This window comes from Nakamurella sp., from assembly GCF_048594475.1.
Taxonomy (GTDB): domain Bacteria; phylum Actinomycetota; class Actinomycetes; order Mycobacteriales; family Nakamurellaceae; genus Nakamurella.
Genome location: NZ_JBMDXT010000542.1, coordinates 1 through 16,803 on the forward strand (window position 1 = coordinate 1; position 16,803 = coordinate 16,803).

The window sequence follows — 16,803 nt, forward strand, 5'->3', positions numbered from 1 at the left end:
ACGGTCAGGGATTCCACAGCCCGTATCCGTCACGGCGATGATCCCGTGACTTTCGTCGCATCCCGCGCTGAGCATGATCCGCCCATCCCGGGGCGTGAACTTGATGGCGTTATTGAGTAGGTTGAGCAGCACCTGTTGGACGCGGTCAGGATCGGCCCGGATCGTCATGCGGGCGGGGTTCTGAACCTTGGCAAACGAGATCCCCGCGAGTTCCAAGCGGTGCCGGACGCTGTTCTCCGCCCGGGACACGCTCGATCTGCCGGTGCTGAAGGAACTCTCGCTGCTGACGGCCAAGCCGTTCCTGTACGTGTTCAACGCCGACGAGTCGGTGCTGACCGACGATGCCAAGCGGGCCGAGCTGATCGCCGCCGTCGCGCCGGCCGACGCCGTGTTCCTGGACGCCAAGGTCGAGCACGAGCTGCTCGAACTGGACGAGGAGTCGGCGCGGGAGCTGCTGGAATCGGTCGGGCAGTCCGAACCCGGCCTGCATGCGTTGGCGCGCGCCGGGTTCCACACCCTGGGCCTGCAGACCTATCTGACGGCCGGGCCCAAGGAGGCCCGGGCCTGGACGATCCGCAAGGGCGACACCGCCCCGCAGGCCGCCGGGGTCATCCACACCGACTTCGAGCGCGGCTTCATCAAGGCCGAGATCGTCTCGTTCGACGACCTGATCGCGGCCAAGTCCATGGCCGCGGCGAAGGCGGCCGGCCGGGTCCGGATGGAGGGCAAGGACTACGTGATGGCCGACGGCGACGTGGTGGAGTTCCGCTTCAACGTCTAGCAGGCTCCCTCGATCGCCTGTCCGGCGCGGGCTGAGCGTCCCGGGCCGGCGCCCGCGGTCCGGCCCATCGCGTCGTCCGCCGTCGACATCCGCAGCGGATCCGGGTGACCCGTCGACCGGAGTGCCCACCGCGGCGCGCCGGCTCCCCCGACCGGCGGAGTGAGAGTCCCCCGGACCGCCCGCCGATCGGTCGATCCCGGCCGGGAGGCCACCCGACGAGGGTCATGGGCAGCGCCGGGGACCCCCGCCCCGGCCGATGACCCGGGAGGTCCTCATGACCGTTCGTCCGATGTCCCGCGCCGCTGCTCTGCGCAAAGCGACCAGCCGGGCGGCCGCCACGCTGGCCCTGTCCGCGGCCGCCCTCACCATGGCCGGCGGCGGAGTCGCCGCCGCCGGCACCGACTCGGCGCCGGCCGCCGCGTCCGATCTGACCCGGTCGGGCGCCCCGGACGGGCCGGACAGGTCGGGCGGTTCGGACGGCGAGGACGGTGAGGTCGGCGCCGCCTACAGCCGGGGTGTCATCGTGACCAACCTGAGTGGCAACTCGCTGCGGTTGCGGTCCGTCGAGGGCGATCAGTGGTTCGAGGGTCGGCCGGCCGACGGCGCCGTCATCAAGCCGGGCCAGGAGCACCGCTGGGAGGTTCAACTGCAGTACCTGCGCGACAACAACGAGCTGGTGACCTACGACCTGATCCGGCCCGACGGTTCGCGCGACGGCGAAGTGAAGCTGTACATGCACACCTGGCTGGGATTCCTCGGCGAGGTCGGGCGGACCATCGATTGCCGGAGCATCACCTCGGCCGACGGGCTCCGCTGCACCGACGACGGCAATTTCGTCATCACCGATCGGGAGGGCACCGTCCGCCGGATGGACGGCAGCGGGCCGAACGAGGCGGCGGTCGACGTGTTCCGGGACCTGTGCGACACGGGTGCGGCCACGTGCGAGTTCACGGCCACCTCGGAGCAGCTGATGATGGGGACGGCCAAGCAGATCGGCTCGCGGCTGGCCAACCCGACCGACATCCTGCAGTCCAAGAGCGTGCAGGTCAGCGACGCCGAGTCGGCGTCCGACAGCCTGGGCGGATCGGTCAGCCTCAAGGTGCCGATCGCGCCGGTCGAGCTGACCGTGCAGGCGACGTACAACCACACCTGGACCAGGACGCACACCTTCGCCGAGACCACCACGGTGAACGTGCCGGCCAAGCACTGGGGGTGGATCGAGCAGCGCACCCCGTTCCTCCGGCACACCGGCGATTTCGTCGTCCGGGCCAGCAACACGACCTGGGTCATCACGAACGTGTCCATCGACAGCCCCGACCCCGCGCGCAAGGCCGACATGTGGGTCCGGACCGCGCCGATGACCCCGGACGAGCTGGACCAGACCTCCGCCGCGCAGGCGGCCGAGGGCAGCCCGTGGACGGGTGAGCCGCTGCTGCTGTCGGCCAGCGGCGTCGCCGGGGAGTGATCCGACACCACCGGTGCGTGGGACCCGCCGCCGGCGACGGCTCCAGCGGCGCAGGGGCCGGCGACGGCGACGGCGTCAGCGGGTCGGCCCGGCCGGCGGTCGAAGCGCATCAAGGACCCAATGCCGGCCCGTGGTCCAGCCCAGGAAAGGAACCCGGCCGGCGGCGGTCTCGCCCGCCCGGCCGTCGGCGGCGGCCAGCAGGCCGGCGACCAGGTCGGCCATGACCGCCGGTCCGGCATCCACCACCGTCGGATCGGCGATGACCGCCGGGGCGTCGGCCGGATCGGCCAGGCTCAGGAAGAACACCGCCTGCCGCCAGGCGTAGGCCGCATCCTTGATGCTCGCGAGCGGGCGCTCCTGGCCCACGGCCCGACGCAGCAGCAGCGCCGTGCGGTCCATGGCCGCGCGCGCGAGATCGACCCAGGGCCGGGTCGGCCGGACGCCCGCCTCGACCAGCGTGGCGAGATTGTGCGTGGTCAGGATCTGGGCCTGCTCGATAACCGTGCCGTTGCCGGCGACGGACCAGCGCGGCTGTGGGCCCGCGGCGGCCCGCGCCGAGCACAGATCACCGAAGGTCGGACCCGCCGCGAGCGGACGCGGCCGCCCCCGATGGCCGGCCGGCGCCGGAGTCCGGACCAGGCTGCGGATCTGATCGGGGTCGATGGCGTAATACCGGGCGTACAGGGTGCCGGCGACCACTCCCGCGGCGAGCAACCAGTCCGTCGTCGGTGAGGAAGTACCCGAGCAGGGCGCGCCGATCGGCCGCGACGCCGACGCGTCCGGCCAGGGCGATCTCCTCCGGCGTGAGTGGGGTCTCCGCCAGCGCCCGGCCGTCCGTGAACCCACCGCGGAGCACCTGCAGGGTGACCCACTCCGGCAGGTCGTCGACCGGGACCCGGGAACCGAGCACCACTCGCCCGTCAGCCATGGCGCGCAAGGCATCGGCCCACTGCCGCGCCCGCCGATCGGCCCGGTCCCGGACGTCGGGGTTCTCATGGGTGGTGGCGGTCAGGAAGGCCGAGGAGAACTGACCGAACGCGTACTCGTTCGTCATGACGGTCCCCCTGGCCGTGGCCGACGTGGCAGGTGCCGCCCCTGCGCCCTCCGGGATGGAGCCCGGTGCTCTGCTGCTGAGCTACACGTCGTCGGGCGACAGCCTCATCTCGGGCGGTCGGGCCGGCCGGCTGGCGTTCCGGCCGGTCAGGACGCCAGCCGCTCCAACTGCTGATCCCGCTCGATCCGGTCGGTCACGTCCAGCTGGTAGCCGATGTAGTGGGTGAGCCGGCCGGCCGGATTGCGCACCGGCGAGAGGTGGAACTCGTTCCAGAACGGCCGGCCGTCGCGGCGGAAGTTCAGGATCAGGGTGTCGACGGCGCGGCCCTGGTCGATCGCCTGCCGGATCGCGGCGCGCTCCTGCGGGTCATGCTGGCCGCCCTGCAGGAACCGGCAGTTCCGGCCGATGATGTCGGACGTCCCGTAGCCGGTCAGCCGCTCGAACGCGGGGTTGGCGTAGACCAGCGGCTGATCGGCGGCGATGACGTCGGCGACGGTGATCGCCACCGACGCCTCCTGCGCGGCGCGGGTCAGGATGCCGGGCAACAGCGCCTGCGGGATCAGGCTGGCGGTGGCCAGATCGGGTTCGACGGCCGCGCGGGTCCGGCCGGCCACCGGCCGGGCCGGGCTGCCGAGGGCGGTGAAGATATCGGCCAGCCGCTGACGCAGGGCGATCTCCGGGTCGGCGGCGGCCAGCCGGTCGATCAGCGTCTCGGACAGGTCGCGCAGCTTGCGGTTGGAGTGCGAGGAGTGCCACCGCAGCAGCGCGAACGCCTGCTCGGCATCGAGGTCGAAGGCGGCCATGATGATGCCCTTGGCCTGGTCGATGCCGCTGCGGGTGACGGCCGAGGCGCGCACCGCCTCGCCGATCTCCACGTCGCTGGCCGCTTTCACCCGCTCGCTGAGGTCGGTCACGACGCCGGTCACCGACTCCACGGAGCGATCGCGGCACTGCGCGGTCAGGGTGGTGGTCGCGGCCCGCTGCCCTCGGTCGACGGTCAGCAGCCGGTGGTCGACGACCGTCGGCTGGCCGGTGTCCAGGCAGCGCTGCAGCCCGGCCTGCCAGCGCACCCGGTCGTCGGCGTGCACGTGGGTGCTCAGCATCGTGGCGGTCAGGACGATGTCACCCGGCCGGAAGCCCAGGACCATGGCCAGCTCGTCCGAGCCGACGAACCGGTCGGTGTGCGCGTGGAGCATGAAGGAGCCGTAGGAAGCCCGCTCCGCGGGACGGTCAGTGGTCACGAGCGGTCACGCTCCAGGCACGGTCAGGACACCGACCGGCACGCTGTTTGACCGGTACCCACCCAGCGTAGGCGCTCACCACCGAAGATCACACCCAAACGGCCCGGATCGGGCGACCGGTCCGGCAGACTGACTCCGTGCGGGGCGACGGCAACGGCTGGGCCAGGTGCGGGCTCGGTCACCGCCACTGGGGCCGCTTCGGCGCGGCCGGCCTGCTGCTCGTGCGGGCCGGGGCGGACGGGCCCGAGGTGCTGCTCCAGCACCGCGCGGCCTGGACCAGCGACGGCGACACCTGGGGCGTGCCCGGTGGGGCCCGGGACAGCCACGAGACCCATCAGCAGGCCGCCCTCCGGGAGGCCGCCGAGGAGGCCGGGATCGTGGCCGACCAGGTGGAGGTCACCGGGTTCTGGCACGACGACCACGACGGGTGGGAGTACGTCACCGTGGTCGCCGCCGCCCGCACCGAGATAGCGCTGCGACCGAACGCCGAGAGCGCCGACCTGCGCTGGGTCGTCCTGGACGCGGTGCCCGGCCTGCCGCTGCACGGCGGCTTCGCCGCCTCCTGGCCGCGGGTGCGGGAGATTCACCTGTCCGGGTGAGCGGCGCGGATCCGATCAGGTCGAGGCCACGGTCTCGCGCGCCTGGTACTCGCGGTGCAGGGCGTCGGCGGACTCGGCCGCCTTGTCCCGCAGGTACTGATGCACCGAGTAGGCGATGGCCGCCGCCCAGACCAGGATGATCGGCCCGTAGAACAGCCATTGCACGGTGGTGGAGGCGTCGATCCAGTCCGACCGCAACAGGCTCCGGGTGTTCGTCAGGATGATCATCCCGCCGACGAGCGACCCGAGCAGGCGCGGCGGCACGTGCCGGACCAGGTACGCGGCCACCGGCGCGGCGACGACCCCGCCCAGCAGGATCGCGCCGGCCCAGGCCCAGTTGATCCCCTGGGACCCCAGCCCGACCAGGAAGCCGAGGCTGGCGGCGACCGCGACGAGGAACTCGCTGGTGTCGATGGAACCGATCACCTTCCGGGGCTCGATCCGGCCGCTGGCCAGCAGCGCGGGAGTGCCGACCGGCCCCCAACCGCCCCCGCCGGTGGCGTCGACGAAGCCGGCGAACAGGCCGAGCGGCGCCAGGAACCGGGTGCGCAGGGGCTTGCCCAGGTTGCCCTTGGGCAGCCCGAACGTGGTGAACCGGACCAGGATGTAGACGCCCAGGCTCAGCAGGATCAACGCCATCACCGGCGCGGCGATCTCGGTGGAGATCGTGGACAGGACGGTGGCGCCGGCGAACGCGCCGATCGCCCCCGGCACCCCGATCCGGGCGACGACCTTCCAGTCGACGTTGCCGAACTTCCAGTGGGAGGCGCCGGAGACCAGCGTGGTGCCGATCTCGGCGAGATGGACGGTGGCGGACGCGGCCGCCGGATTGGTGCCGATGGCCAGCAGCAGGGTCGTGGTGGTGACGCCGTAGGCCATGCCGAGGCTGCCGTCGACGAGTTGGGCGATGAACCCGACCAGGGCAATGAGGACGAGGGTTGGCATGTGCGCACTCCGGGACTCAGATCGAGAGCGGAATCCGGGGGTCGGGAGGAAGGAGCGGACCGGGGGTCGCCGTCCGTCCCGGACCCGTTCGGGCGGTCAAGGGAAGCGGGGCGGCGACGGTGCCGCGGGTCGTCAGCGACCCGGACAAGCGGCCGAGGTCACGCGTCCGAGGTCGACAGCCCGGCGGCTGACGAGCGGGAGGCGTGCGGTCATGCCGTGGTTTCTACCAGCGGACACCGCGAAGCGACAGTCCCGCCCCGGACGGCGCAGCCGGCCCGGGTGCCCCGTCCGGGGGGTCGTCACCCGGACGGGATTCACGGAGGCGGCCGGCGCCGGGCGACGTGACCCGAACGGTCGTTTCCGTCCGCCGGGGGCGGGCGCGCGCGGGTCCGGCCGATCGTCGGGAATGCCCTGTGATGCACTGGCCCGATGTCCGCACCGTCCGGCCCGGCCTGGGGACGCGTCGCCGTCATCGGCGACGTCGGCGGCCAGCTGCCGGCCCTGACCGAGCAGCTGATCGGCCTCGGCGCCGACCCGGCCACCCTCGCGCTGCCGGCGGATCTGACGGTCGTCCAGGTCGGCGACCTGATGCACCGGGGCCCCGACTCGCCGGGCGTGGTCGACCTGGTCGACCGGATCCTGCGGGCGCAGCCCGGTCAGTGGGTCCAACTGGTCGGCAATCACGAGGCGCTCTACCTGGGGCTGCCCCAGTTCCACTGGCCCGAACGGCTGCCGGGATCGTCCCAGGAGGTGGTGAACCGGTGGTGGGGGACCGCCCGGCTGCGGATCGCCGCCGCGGTCGAGATCGCCGACCGGGACGTGCATTGGCTGGTCACCCACGCCGGCCTGACCCAGGGTTTCTGGCGTCATTTCCTGGGCCTGCCGGACACCGCCGCCGGCGCCGCCCGGGCGCTCAACCGGCTGATCGGCAGCCTGCACGAGAAATGGCTGTTCCGGCCGGGCGTGATGGTGACCAGGACGTCCGACCTGTCCGCCGGACCGTTCTGGGCCTCCGCCCCGGACGAGCTGATCCCGTCCTGGCGGGAGGCCGCCCTGGAGATGCCGTTCGACCAGGTGCACGGGCACAGCTCGCTGGTGGACTGGGCGACCGGGCGGCACCTGGGCCGGCCCGAGCGGATCGGTCCGTTCCTCCAGGACGACCGGCTCCGGCACACCACCTCCCTGATCGGCGACCGGCGCATCGTCGGGGTCGACCCCGGGCACGGCCGGCGCGCGGCGCCCGCCTGGGGGCCGCTGGTGCTGGAGCGGGCCAGGGTGATCGCGCGCTGACGGCCGGGCGTCCGCAGCGCGCCGCGACCGGCGCGAAACTACGCTGACGGTCGTCGGGACCACGAGTCACGAATGCCCGGGAGGAACCGGCCATGCCCGCACTGGTCGTCGGGGTGCCGACGGAGATCAAGGACAACGAGAACCGCGTCGCCCTGCAGCCCGACGGCGCGCACGAGCTCGCCCACGCCGGGCACACCGTGCTGGTGCAATCGGGGGCCGGCCGGGGGTCCCGCTTCAGCGACGCCGAGTTCGCCGAGGCCGGCGCCACCGTCGTGCCCGACGCGGACGCCGTGTTCGCCGGCGCCGACCTCATCGTCAAGGTCAAGGAGCCCGTCCCGGCCGAGTACCACCGGTTCCGACCCGGCCAGCAGCTCTTCACCTACCTGCACCTGGCCGCCGACCGCGGGTTGACCGAATTCCTGCTCGACCGGCGGATCGACAGCATCGCCTACGAGACGGTGCAGACGCCCGACGGGCGGCTGCCGCTGCTGGCGCCGATGAGCGAGGTGGCCGGCCGGCTGGCGGTCCAGGCCGCCGCCCACCACCTGGAGAGCCCGGCCGGCGGCGCGGGCGTCCTCATCGGCGGGGTGCCCGGCACCCCGGCGGCCCGGGTGACGATCATCGGCGGCGGGGTGGCCGGCACCGAGGCGACCAAGATCGCCGTGGGCAGGCGGGGGATCGTCCGCGTCTTCGACACCAACCCGTCGCGGCTGGCCTACCTGTCGGACATCTTCGAGGGACGGGTCGATCTGGTCACCCCGAACCGGGCCCGGATGGCCGCCTACATCGCCGAGTCCGACGTCCTGATCGGGGCCGTCCTCGTGCCGGGAGCCAAGGCGCCCAAACTGGTCTCGCGGTCGATGATCGCGTCGATGCGCCCCGGCAGCGTCGCCGTGGACATCGCCATCGACCAGGGCGGGTGCTTCGAGACCAGTCGGCCGACCACGCATTCCGACCCGACGTACGTCGAGGAGGGGGTGGTGCACTACTGCGTGGCCAACATCCCCGGGGCGGTCGCCCGCACCTCCACCCTGGCCCTGACCTCGGCCACCCTGCCATACCTGGTGAAGGTCGCCGCCCTCGGCGTGCGGGGCGCCGTCGCCGCCGATCCGGTGCTGGCCCACGGACTGAGCACGCTGGCCGGCGCGCTGACCACCGAGCCGGTCGCCGCCGCCCACGATCTGCCCTACACCGACCCCGCTCGGCTGGTCCGCTCACCCGGGCGGGCGTGATCCGGACCGCGCGGGCTTGACAAGGTTGCCGAGGGTGACGACAGTCGTAGGCGTGTCGGGTGATCTGGGCAAGTCTGCCTGCGTGCTCGTCCGCCGTCGCGCGGTCGACCACATGCGGGTGTGCACGGCCATCTGTCGCTGACCGCCGGTCCTGTTCGACGCGTCGCGCCCGTCGTACCCGCCCGTCCCCCACCCTCGAAAGGCTGCCGTCGTGTCCGTGACCGATGAATTGCTGACCAACGCCACCCGCTACGCCTCGACCTTCGACAAGGGCGACCTGCCCCTGCCCCCGGGCCGCGGCGTCGCGATCCTGGCCTGCATGGATGCCCGGCTGAACGTCTACGGGCTGCTGGGGCTGTCCGAGGGCGATGCCCACGTCATCCGCAACGCCGGCGGGGTGGTCACCCAGGACGAACTGCGCTCGTTGGCCATCAGCCAGCGGCTGCTGGGCACCCGCGAGATCATCCTGATCCACCACACCGACTGCGGCATGCTGACTTTCACCGACGACGAGTTCCGGCGGGGGATCGAGGCGGAGACCGGCGTCAAGCCGGCCTGGGCGGCCGAGGCGTTCACCGACCTCGACCAGGACGTCCGGCAGAGCATCGGCCGGATCCGGGCCGACCCCTCGATCCCGGTCAAGGACTCGGTCCGCGGGTTCGTCTACGACGTCCGGGACGGCTCCCTGCGCGAGGTGGCCTGACCGCCGGCCCGCTTCCCGGCCGGGCCTGCCCGCGCGGATCAACAACCCCGGCGCGGCGGAAGTCGTCGACTCGCGTCCCACCGATCGCATCCGGGGTGAGTTGATCCGCGCAGTTGTCCCTAGTGACACCCGTCACGCCCGGGAAGTCGGCCCGGGCGATCGGCGTTCCCCTTGCGATATCGACGGAAAGGCACCACCCATGACGAACGGCGTGTTCCGGTTCCCCAACCCGGTGAACGAGAAGGTGGCCCGGACGGTCGCGGCCCTGGTGGTGGTGCTGACGGTGGTCATCCTGGTCTGGCCGTCGCCCTGGCTGCTGGCCGGGCTCGCGCTCGGCTTCTGGCTCAGAGTCCTGTTCGGGCCGCGGGTCTCGCCCTTCGCCGTGCTGGCCAGCCGGGTCATCGCACCCCGGCTGGGGGCGCCCCGGCTGGTGCCCGGCCCGCCCAAGCGGTTCGCGCAGGGCATCGGCGCCGCGCTGTCCACGGCCGCCCTGGTCGCGTTCCTGCTGGGCGCGACCACGGCCGCAACCGTCCTGGTCCTGATGATCACCGCGGCGGCGTTCCTGGAGTCGGCGTTCGCCATCTGCCTGGGCTGCCTGATCTTCGGCCGGTTGCAGCGGATCGGCGTCATCCCGGTGAGCGTCTGCGAGGCGTGCAACGACATCCGGCTGCGGCGGGTCGAGGGGCCGGCGACCGTCACCCGGTAGCGGCCCGCCGAGGGGACGTTCGACCGCGTCCGGCGGGCCGTTGGCCCGTCGAGCCGGGGGGCCCGGGCGCGTCAGGATTCAGGCGGCGATGCCGCCCGGTCCCGATGGCGGCATCGGGAGGAGAACCGATGACGTCCGGCACCGATCGCCGACCGTCCGGTGCGTCTCGCCGGCCGGTCCCGCTGCCCGGCCCGCTGGTCGGGAGTCCGGCCGCCCACGGGCTGTCCGCCGCCCTGGCCGTGGTCACGGTGGCGGCCACCGTCCCGGCGGTCGTCGTCGACGGGCTGCTCCAGGGCCCCCCGGCGATGAACGGATCCGCGCGGGGAACGGCCCTGGTCATGCTGGTGCTCGGGGTGCCGGCGCTGCTCGTCGGCCAACTGGGTACCCGGCGGTGCGTTCGCCGGGCCGTCCCGCTCTGGCTCGGCAGCGGCGCCTTCCTGCTCTACAACGCCTTCCTGCTGCTGTTCGCGACCCCGTTCAACCGCCTGTTCCTGCTCGACGTCGCCACCTTCTCCCTGGCCCTGTGGATGCTGGTGGCGATCGTGGCGGTGGTCGATGTCGCCGCCTTCGACCCACCCGGTTTCCCGGCCCGCCTACGCCGGACGATCGCCGTGATCACCTGGGTGGTGGTCGCGGTGAACGCGGCGGCCTGGCTGCGGCAGATCGGGCCGGCCCTCGGCTCCCGGTCGCCGGCGTTCCTGGCCGGCACCGGCCTGCCGACCGCCCCGACGTACGTGCAGGATCTGGCGGTGTGGCTGCCCCTGATGGCCGCCGCCGGGATCTGGCTCTGGCGTGGACTCGCCCGCGGTTTCCTGATCGTGGCGGCCATGCTGTCGATGTGGGTGGCGGAGAGCGTGTCGATCGCCGTCGACCAGGCCTTCGGCGCCGCCGCCGATCCTGCGGCGACGGTGGTCTCGGCCGCGATGACGCCGGTCTTCGCCGTGGTCGCCGGCCTGATCGCGATCCCGGCCGGGATCCTGCTGTACCGGTTGTGACCGGCCGTGACCGGCACGTCGGTGACGCGCACGGCCGCCTGGGTGGTGACCCTGCTGGTCGGCGCCGGGCCCGCGATCCTGGCCGACCTCCTGACCGGCACGGTCCCCGGATGGTTGCCACCGGCGCAGGTCGGCGTCCTGATCGGGGTCGTGCTGGCCGGGGTCCGGTGGCCGGCGCTGCGCCCCCTCGCTCCGTTCGCCGTGGTGATGGCCGCCCTCCTGGTGCTGCTGGTGCTGGTGCCCCGGGTCGACCTGTCCTGGCCGGCGCTGCAGCGGCTCCTCGGCGGTTCCGTCCTCGATGCGCGGATGCAGGCCGAGCAGACCGGCAAGTTGATCGTCACGGCGGCCATGCTCGGCCTGCTCCGGCTGCTGGGCTACCACCGGCATGACTTCTTCCTCGCCGTCGGCAATCTGCGCGCGCCCATCCGACTGGAACGCTGGTCCGGTTTTCGGCGGCCGGATCCGTGGTGGAAGTTCGGGCTCATCTGGGGCACCGGCATCGCGGTCGCGCTGGCGGTGGGCGTGGCCCTGTCCGGGCCGCCGACGGCCGGTCTGGGTAACGCCGCCGGACTGCTGCCCTCGATCCTGCTGTACGCGGCGATCAACGCCCTGACCGAGGAACTCACCTACCGCGCCCCCATGCTGGCCACGCTCGAGCCGGTCGTCGGCGATCGCGCCGCCGTTCGGCTCGCTGCGGTCTTCTTCGGTCTGGCTCACTACTTCGGTACTCCCGGCGGCCTGATCGGTGCCGGTCTGTCGATCTTCATGGGCATGATCCTGGGCAAGGCGATGGTCGAGACCCGTGGGTTGTTCTGGGCCTGGTGGATCCACTTCCTCGCCGACGTGGTGATCTTCACCTTCATCGGGCTCGACCTGTCCGGCTGACCGCGCCGGCGGCGCCGGTCAGGCCGGGGTGGTGACCGACCGGAACTCGGTCCGCCGGCGCAGGCGGAATCCCAGGTGCAGGTACAGCCCGATCGCCGGATTGGTCGCCAGCCCGTGCAGCAGCACCCGGTCGCCCCGGTCGGCGATGCCCGCGCCGACCGCCGACACCAGGCGGGTGGCCAGCCCGCGGCCCCGGTAGGCCGGATCGGTGCAGACGGCGCTGATCTCGGTCCAACCGCGCGGGTGGAGGCGCTCCCCGGCCAGGGCGACGAGCCGCCCGCGGTGCCGGATGCCCAGGTAGCGGCCGAGTTCGATGGTCCGGGGCCGGAAGGGCCCGGGCTCGGTCCGGGCCACCAGCTCGAGGATCTCGGGTACGTCGGCCGGACCCAGCCGTAGCGCCTCCGGGTCCGTCCGCTTCTCGAGCGCGACGTCGACCAGTTGCACCCCGGAGCCGATCAGGGTCGAGGTCCAGTCCGGCGGCGGGACGACCCCGGGTCCGGACACCGCAACGGTGACGCCCGGGCCGACCAGGGTGGCGACGTCGGCCCACGCCCGGGGGTCGGCCGGATCGGCCAGGCCGACGAACGGGGCGACGTCGGGGTGGTACCGGGCAGCCGAACCATTGCGCTGCACCAGGTGTCGGTGATGCGGGCCGGTCAGCGAGGCCCAGACGATCTCGTCCAGGATCTCCTCGCCGAGCGTCGGGTCGGGCTCCGGCAGGCGCACGGCGAGCGTCATGACGCCGCCCGGCGGGCGTCCGGCGCGGACCGGGGACGGGGCACTCGCAGGCCGAGATGATCGCGCAGCGTCGTCCCGGTGTAGTCGGCGCGGAACACGCCGCGTTCCTGCAGGATCGGCACCACGGTCCGGGCGAACTCGGCCAGACCGTCCGGGGTGATGTGCGGAACGAGGATGAAACCGTCGCTGGCGTCGGCCTGGACGTACCGGTCGATGTCGTCGGCGACCGATGCGGCGGTGCCGACGAACGTCTGCCGGGTGGTCACCTCGATCACCACCTCCCGCAACGACAGGCCCTTGCGCGCGGCCAGCTCCCGCCACTGGGCGGCCACGAGCAGGGGATCCCGGAAGTGCCGTACCGAGGCCCGGCCGCGGGACAGGGTGTGCTCGCCGAGCCGCGGCTCGATCTCGGGCAGCGGTCCGTCCGGGTCGTACCCGGACAGGTCACGGTTCCACAGCTGCTCGGCGAAGGCGATCGCGGTGGCTCCGCTGACCTGCTGGCGGCGCACGTCGGCCGCGCGTTCGGTGGCTTCCGCCGGGGTGTCGCCCAGCACGAAGGTGGCGGCCGGGAGCACCAGCAGGTCCTCCCGGCGCCGGCCGTACCGGGCCAGCCGGCCCTTGACGTCGGCGTAGAAGGCCTGACCGGCCTCGAGCGTGCCGTGCATCGAGAAGATCGCATCGGCCGAGGCCGCGGCGAACTCGCGGCCGGCGTCGGAGTCGCCCGCCTGGAAGATGACCGGCCGACCCTGCGGGCTCGTCGGCACGTTGAACTGGCCCTCGATGTCGAAGTGCCGGTCCCGGATGGCGAACGCACCCGGCGGCGGCCCGTCGGCCGCACCCGCCAGGAAGGTGCCGGCCGCCTTGTCCGGATCGACCCGGACCCCGGACCAGGAGTCGAAGAGCACGGTGGCCGCGTCCAGGAACGACTGCGCCCGCTCGTAGCGCTGCTCCTGCGGGAGGTACCCACCCCGCCGGAAGTTCTCCCCGGTGAACGCGTCCCACGAGGTGACGACGTTCCAGGCGGCCCGGCCCCCGGAGAGGTGGTCGAGCGTGGCGAACTGCCTGGCCACCTCGTACGGCTCGTTGAAGGTCGAGTTGATGGTCCCGGTGAGGCCCAGCCGATCGGTGACCCCGGCCAGCGCGGCGAGCACGGTGAAGGTGTCCGGTCGGCCCACCACGTCCAGGTCGTAGATCCGCCCGCCTTGCTCGCGTAGCCGCAGACCCTCGGCCAGGAACAGGAAGTCGAACTTGGCCTGCTCGGCGATCCGGGCGAAGCGCACGAAGGACTCGAACTCGATGTGGCTGCCGGAACGGGGATCGCTCCACACGGTGGTGTTGTTGACGCCGGGGAAGTGCGCGGCGAGGTGGATCTGCTTGCGCGGACGGTCGGCGCTCACGCCGGAACTCCTTCGGTGGTGGCGCGGGCCGGGGTGGCGCGGGCCGAGGTGGACACGGCGTAGCGGTTCTCGGGTCGGGCCAACCCCAGGCGCCCGCGCAGGGTGGTGGCCCCGTCGCCCACCGGCAGCAGGCCACGCGACGCCAGTTCGGGGACCAGGGTGTCCACGATCAGGTCGAGATCGTCGGGCAGCGCGCCGGGCCGCAACCGGAACCCGGTCAGGCCGGTCCGTCGCCAATCGGCCAGCAGCTCGGCCAGGGCGGTCGCCGGACCGGTGAAGATGCGCGCGTCCGAGGTCAGGGCTGAGCCGTCGAGAGCGTCCAGCCTGGCCTTGCGGTCGGCTCCGGACTCGCCCGGCCGGTCGAGGAACACGACCAGATCGCCGAAGACGTGCGGCGCCGGTCCCGCAGCTCGCACCGCCCGCACCAGGTCGGCCGCGTCGGGGGAGTCCCGCGGGGTGACGAACACCAGGTCGGCGTGCGCCGCGGCGAACCGGATCGGCCGGTCGCGCAGGCCCGGAGCCGCGTGGGCCAATGCCGCCACCAGCGGTTGTCCCTGGGGCGGCCGTGGAGTGATCGACGGCCCCTTCACCGAGAAGAACCGGCCGTGGAAGTCGATGTAGTGCAGCTTGTCCCGGTCGATGAACCGGCCGGTCGCGGCGTCGCGGATCTCCGCGTCGTCCTCCCAGCTGTCCCAGAGGCGACGGAGCACCTCGACGTAATCGCCGGCCTCGTCGAAGAGTTCGCCGATCAGCTCGCGGGCCGGCCCGGAGGTCAGGTCGGTCGGCTCGATCTCGGCGATGTAGCGGCGGCCGACGTGATCACCGTCGGCGGCTCGGGGGGAGACCTGGGCCCGCAGTCCGGCGCGGCCCAGGCTGACGTAGTCGAGGGTGGCCACGGCCTTGGCCAGGTGGAACGGCTCCGTGTGGGTGGTCGAGGCCGTCGGCACCAGCCCGATGCGCCGGGTCGCCGGCGCGATGCGCGCCGCCAGCTGGACCGCGTCGAGCCGCCCGCGGACCTGGTCGGTGCGCCCGTCGGGACCGCGGAAGTCGGTGGACTGCAGGCCGAACGAGTCCTCGATGGTGATCAGGTCCAACCCGCCCCGCTCGGCGGTCCGGGCCAGGTCCACCCAGTAGCCGGCGGTGAACAGCTCGTCCGGCCGGGCGGCCGGCTCGCGCCAGGCGGCGGGGTGCCAACCGGCTTCGTCCAGGGCGGCGGCGAGATGCAGGTGCGTCACGGTGATGCGATCCCTCGAAATGGTGGGGTATGGACATGGGACATGTCGGGTCGGACCGCGGCCGGGCCGGCCCGCGGGTCAGGCGACCGGGCTGGCCTGCCGGCTCAGGGCGCTCACGACCGCGCCGACGACGGCACCGTGCCGGTCGGCGTACTCGGTGACGACCGGGGTCAGGTCGGCCAGATCGGCCTCCTCCAGGAGCAGCGCGGGGACCGGCAGCGACGCCCCGAGGTCGGCCAGCACGGGACGCAGCTGCAGGTGGGCCAGGTGCCGGTGCACCGGTCCACCGGCCACCGTCAGCGGGACGACGACCGTGCGGGACAGCGATCCGGCGGGGAAGGTGTCCAGGAACAGCTTGAGCAGCCCGGTGTAGCTGGCCTTGTAGGTGGGGGTGGCCAACACCAGAACATCCGCCGCGCGGGCGGCCTCGACCGCGGACGCCGCGGCCGGGGACAGCCGCCAGGGAACGAGCAGGCCGGGCGCGATGGCGGCCAGATCGATCGGTTCGACGATCCGGGGATCCGCATCGGGCCGCAGCCGGTCGGCCAGGGCGGCGGTCAGCTCGGCCGCGGCGGTCAGGGTGCGGGAACCCGGCTTGGGATTGCCGACGACGGTGACGATGGTGGGTGCGGACATCGGCTCACCAGGCCAGGGTCGCGTGGGGGCCGGTCACCCGGCGCGGGGCCCGCTCACCCGCGTTGACCGCGACCGGGAGATGGTTGCCGGGCACCGGGGCCGGGCACGTGCCGAACTCGCTGAAGGCGAACGGGAGATTCACGGTCCGGTTGAAATCGATGACCACGGAACCGTCGTCACCGGGGGCCTCGACGCCGACGACGCGCCAGGGCGCGGTCAACCGGCCGTTGGTCGTGTCGGTGAACGCGAGAGTGAGCCGGCCGTTCGCGCCCGCGGTGGCGGTCAGCACGTGCTGCCGACCGTCCAGGACGACCTCGACCGTGCCGACGGCGGTGACCTGCTGGCGCAGATCGGGCCGGGCGGTCTCCACCGTCACCGGCGTGGGTTCGGCGAACGGGGTGAACCGCCCTCGGCGGACCCACTCCGGGCTGACCGGGAAGGTGGGTACGCCCTGAAAGGCCAACCGCTCGGGCGCCTTCGGGTCGCGGACGCGCACCGCGTCGCGTCCGCCTCGGCGCACCAGCTCGATCACGCGCTCGCCGTGCCGCACCCAGATGCTCGACCCGGCCTCATCGACCCGGGCGGCGATCGCGCCGCGCACCGGGGAGCCGGTGCCGGGCCCCTCGCCGATGACGAGCTCGGCCGGCCCGGCCGGCTCGACCGCGAGATGGGCCCAGCCGTCGCGGCTGTGCCAGCGGCCGGGCCGCCCGGGCAGGGTGGCCGGTGCCTCCGTCAGCCAGTGGAAGGCGGTGATGGACAGCCACCCGTGTTCGGTGCGCAGGTCGGCCTCCCGCTCGTCGTGCCAGCGGGTCCAACCCGCGGTGAGATCGGGCTGCCCGGCCGCCGGCGGCCGGTTGTCGGTGACGGTCATGATTCATCCTCGGAGCGACGGGGCATCGTG

Annotated in this window: 17 protein-coding genes, 1 tRNA gene and 1 pseudogene; 9 read left to right on the plus strand and 10 right to left on the minus strand. The window is 73.0% G+C overall.

The window, feature by feature from the left end; all coding sequences use genetic code 11:
• The coding region (locus ACOJUF_RS24370; protein ID WP_420124419.1) for an ATP-binding protein at positions 1 to 168 on the minus strand (168 nt) is incomplete at its 3' end.
• 55 nt (positions 169 to 223) lie between these two features.
• On the opposite strand from ACOJUF_RS24370, the pseudogene ACOJUF_RS24375 reads away from it, so the two are divergent.
• Both ACOJUF_RS24375 and ACOJUF_RS24380 read left to right on the plus strand, forming a co-directional pair.
• Positions 224 to 781: pseudogene (locus tag ACOJUF_RS24375) on the plus strand (DUF933 domain-containing protein); the annotation flags it as partial.
• Between the two features lie 274 nt (positions 782 to 1,055).
• Positions 1,056 to 2,246, plus strand: coding sequence for a hypothetical protein (locus tag ACOJUF_RS24380; protein ID WP_420124396.1), 1,191 nt, complete (start codon positions 1,056 to 1,058; stop codon positions 2,244 to 2,246).
• A 75-nt stretch (positions 2,247 to 2,321) separates the two neighbouring features.
• Here ACOJUF_RS24380 and ACOJUF_RS24385 read toward each other — a convergent pair whose 3' ends face one another.
• From ACOJUF_RS24385 to ACOJUF_RS24395, 3 genes are all read right to left on the minus strand, one after another.
• Complete coding sequence (locus ACOJUF_RS24385; RefSeq protein WP_420124397.1) at positions 2,322 to 2,960, minus strand: hypothetical protein; 639 nt, start codon at positions 2,958 to 2,960, stop codon at positions 2,322 to 2,324.
• Between the two features lie 357 nt (positions 2,961 to 3,317).
• Positions 3,318 to 3,391, minus strand: a tRNA-OTHER gene (locus ACOJUF_RS24390).
• A 55-nt stretch (positions 3,392 to 3,446) separates the two neighbouring features.
• Entirely contained in the window at positions 3,447 to 4,541 is a 1,095-nt protein-coding gene (locus ACOJUF_RS24395) for a PAS domain-containing protein (protein WP_420124398.1), read from the minus strand.
• Between the two features lie 137 nt (positions 4,542 to 4,678).
• Between ACOJUF_RS24395 and ACOJUF_RS24400 the strand changes: the two genes are divergently transcribed.
• Positions 4,679 to 5,140, plus strand: a complete 462-nt coding sequence (locus ACOJUF_RS24400; RefSeq protein ID WP_420124399.1) for an NUDIX domain-containing protein — start codon at positions 4,679 to 4,681, stop codon at positions 5,138 to 5,140.
• 15 nt (positions 5,141 to 5,155) lie between these two features.
• Here ACOJUF_RS24400 and ACOJUF_RS24405 read toward each other — a convergent pair whose 3' ends face one another.
• Positions 5,156 to 6,085, minus strand: coding sequence for a sulfite exporter TauE/SafE family protein (locus ACOJUF_RS24405; protein WP_420124400.1), 930 nt, complete (start codon positions 6,083 to 6,085; stop codon positions 5,156 to 5,158).
• 429 nt (positions 6,086 to 6,514) lie between these two features.
• Here ACOJUF_RS24405 and ACOJUF_RS24410 point away from each other — a divergent pair, with 429 nt between their 5' ends.
• The 6 genes from ACOJUF_RS24410 to ACOJUF_RS24435 all read left to right on the plus strand — a co-directional run bounded on the left by ACOJUF_RS24410 (position 6,515) and on the right by ACOJUF_RS24435 (position 11,896).
• The gene (locus ACOJUF_RS24410; RefSeq protein WP_420124401.1) at positions 6,515 to 7,375 is read left to right on the plus strand and encodes a metallophosphoesterase; all 861 of its coding nucleotides are present in this window, start codon (positions 6,515 to 6,517) and stop codon (positions 7,373 to 7,375) included.
• A 92-nt stretch (positions 7,376 to 7,467) separates the two neighbouring features.
• The gene (ald, locus tag ACOJUF_RS24415; RefSeq protein WP_420124402.1) at positions 7,468 to 8,607 is read left to right on the plus strand and encodes an alanine dehydrogenase; all 1,140 of its coding nucleotides are present in this window, start codon (positions 7,468 to 7,470) and stop codon (positions 8,605 to 8,607) included.
• 211 nt (positions 8,608 to 8,818) lie between these two features.
• Positions 8,819 to 9,310: a beta-class carbonic anhydrase gene (locus ACOJUF_RS24420; RefSeq protein ID WP_420124403.1), complete on the plus strand. Its 492-nt coding sequence runs from the start codon at positions 8,819 to 8,821 to the stop codon at positions 9,308 to 9,310.
• 199 nt (positions 9,311 to 9,509) lie between these two features.
• The gene (locus tag ACOJUF_RS24425) at positions 9,510 to 10,016 is read left to right on the plus strand and encodes a DUF4395 domain-containing protein (RefSeq protein ID WP_420124404.1); all 507 of its coding nucleotides are present in this window, start codon (positions 9,510 to 9,512) and stop codon (positions 10,014 to 10,016) included.
• A 128-nt stretch (positions 10,017 to 10,144) separates the two neighbouring features.
• Positions 10,145 to 11,011: a hypothetical protein gene (locus ACOJUF_RS24430; protein WP_420124405.1), complete on the plus strand. Its 867-nt coding sequence runs from the start codon at positions 10,145 to 10,147 to the stop codon at positions 11,009 to 11,011.
• A gap of 21 nt (positions 11,012 to 11,032) precedes the next feature.
• Entirely contained in the window at positions 11,033 to 11,896 is an 864-nt protein-coding gene (locus ACOJUF_RS24435) for a CPBP family intramembrane glutamic endopeptidase (protein ID WP_420124406.1), read from the plus strand.
• An 18-nt stretch (positions 11,897 to 11,914) separates the two neighbouring features.
• On the opposite strand, the gene ACOJUF_RS24440 is transcribed toward ACOJUF_RS24435, so the two are convergent.
• From ACOJUF_RS24440 to ACOJUF_RS24460, 5 genes are all read right to left on the minus strand, one after another.
• Positions 11,915 to 12,634 (minus strand): GNAT family N-acetyltransferase, encoded by a 720-nt coding sequence (locus ACOJUF_RS24440; RefSeq protein ID WP_420124407.1) that lies wholly within the window; start codon positions 12,632 to 12,634, stop codon positions 11,915 to 11,917.
• Positions 12,631 to 14,031 (minus strand): NtaA/DmoA family FMN-dependent monooxygenase, encoded by a 1,401-nt coding sequence (locus ACOJUF_RS24445; protein ID WP_420124408.1) that lies wholly within the window; start codon positions 14,029 to 14,031, stop codon positions 12,631 to 12,633. The genes ACOJUF_RS24440 and ACOJUF_RS24445 overlap by 4 nt, the downstream gene beginning before the upstream one ends.
• A complete protein-coding gene (locus tag ACOJUF_RS24450) occupies positions 14,028 to 15,266 on the minus strand; it encodes an LLM class flavin-dependent oxidoreductase (RefSeq protein WP_420124409.1) in 1,239 nt (412 codons plus the stop codon). The genes ACOJUF_RS24445 and ACOJUF_RS24450 overlap by 4 nt, the downstream gene beginning before the upstream one ends.
• A gap of 78 nt (positions 15,267 to 15,344) precedes the next feature.
• Positions 15,345 to 15,902 (minus strand): NAD(P)H-dependent oxidoreductase, encoded by a 558-nt coding sequence (locus ACOJUF_RS24455; protein ID WP_420124410.1) that lies wholly within the window; start codon positions 15,900 to 15,902, stop codon positions 15,345 to 15,347.
• Between the two features lie 4 nt (positions 15,903 to 15,906).
• Entirely contained in the window at positions 15,907 to 16,773 is an 867-nt protein-coding gene (locus tag ACOJUF_RS24460; RefSeq protein ID WP_420124411.1) for a DUF1684 domain-containing protein, read from the minus strand.
• Positions 16,774 to 16,803 lie beyond the last annotated feature (30 nt).